Origin of the sequence: Treponema bryantii (assembly GCF_900111035.1) — a bacterium.
Lineage (GTDB): Bacteria > Spirochaetota > Spirochaetia > Treponematales > Treponemataceae > Treponema_D > Treponema_D bryantii_C.
Map to the genome: position 1 here is coordinate 1 of NZ_FOFU01000025.1, position 1,569 is coordinate 1,569.

The following is a 1,569-nucleotide window of genomic DNA, read 5'->3' on the forward strand; positions in this document are numbered from 1 at the left end:
GGTTTTATCAAGTGTTACTTTATTATTTTCATTTTCGGCTTTTGCAGCTCTTGCAATTCTATTTCCATTATCGTCATAGGTATACCACCACTTTCCGTCAAACATTACGCGGGCTGTATTGCCGTTTTTGTCATTTTTGTAATAGGTGTAACTTCTGTTCTTTCCGTTTTCTGTAATGCTCTTACGGTTTGAGTTTCTGTCATAATCATATTCTTCATTTCTCTCATTTTCCAGAGTCCAGATTCTTATCATTTTCTGTACACTTTCATTTGAAAAAGTCACGTAGTCACTTACATTGTTATTGTCCAGATCACGATCATCCCAGATTGTACGGATTTTGATAAAACGGGTTTTAAGAGATGTCTTCAGATTAAAGTGAATACTCTGGTTTTTCGGATCAACTACATAGTTCCAGTTATCAGGTGTAAGTTCGCTCCAGCCGTCTGTTTCATTCTGTTTTGTGTAGATGTGAAGGTCGCGCTCGCGTATACGGCTCGTTTTCTCAAGATTTGTCTTAAAAAGCTCAATCTTCTGAATTTCCTTTTCTTCTTTGAAGTCGTAAACAAAAGACTTTCCGTTTTCATCAAGGGTAACCTTGTCTGCCTGGTAGAACTGACCTTTTTGTTCTACTGCCATTCCGTCAATATCGCGGTCAATTTCACTCATATTAACCAGATTGAACTGTTCGTATGTGTCGTTAGAGAACTTACTTTTTAGACTTGATGTTACAAGGCGGTTCAGACCATCGTAGGTGAAGGTATCTTTTTCTTCAGTATCTTTATGTATACGGTCAGTAATGTTGAAATTATTATCATAAACATATTCAAATCCAGTCTTAAATGCAGCATTCTTATCTGAACTGTAAGAGAATTCTGAAACAAGACCAGATTCATTGTAAGTCAGATTTTTATTTATTCCACATTCATAATTAACTGAATCTAGCCTTTTAGTAGTATTATTATAACTAAGTGTTCCATTAATCAGACCGCCGATTTCAGTTACCTGACTGTTTTTGTTATATGAATAATTTTCTTTCTTTGCATCAGGTGTAGTTACTGAAGTAAGCCGATTCAATTTGTCATAATCATAACTCATTTCAAAGCCGGTTTTATTCCAATATTCACGTCTTGTATTTCCATAGGCATCCGGCTGGTAATTTGAATCAGCTCCGTTATAATACACGATGTTTTTACCTTCACCAGCAGACTTCAATGCTCCCGCTTCATCATATGTATAAGTTCTTGTTTCCTTCAGGATTTCCTTTCCGTCTTCTTCTACATACACTTTTTCTTCTTTAAGCAGATCTGTCTTTGTATAAGTTCTCTTGAAAACAGTTCCTGCGGCATCCGTAAACTTAATTACGTTTCCGCGGGCATCGTATTCATAATAAAGAACGGTCTGTGGTTTTGTATTTACAGTCTCTTTTACAACCCGTCCAAGTCCGTCGTATTCGTAAGTATGACTGTTTTCCTCACCGTCTGTTTCAGACTTCACTCTTCCAAGGCCGTCGTATTCTATAGCTCTCTCTGTAAGCCCTGCTGCATTTTCTTTTGTCACACGGTTCATTAC

The 1,569-nt window shown here is 37.0% G+C and carries 1 protein-coding gene; it reads right to left on the reverse strand.

Annotation, left to right across the window (positions count from 1 at the left end):
* Nucleotides 1-1,569: RHS repeat domain-containing protein (locus BMY21_RS15530; protein ID WP_143064261.1), on the reverse strand; the 1,569-nt coding region annotated here is incomplete at both ends.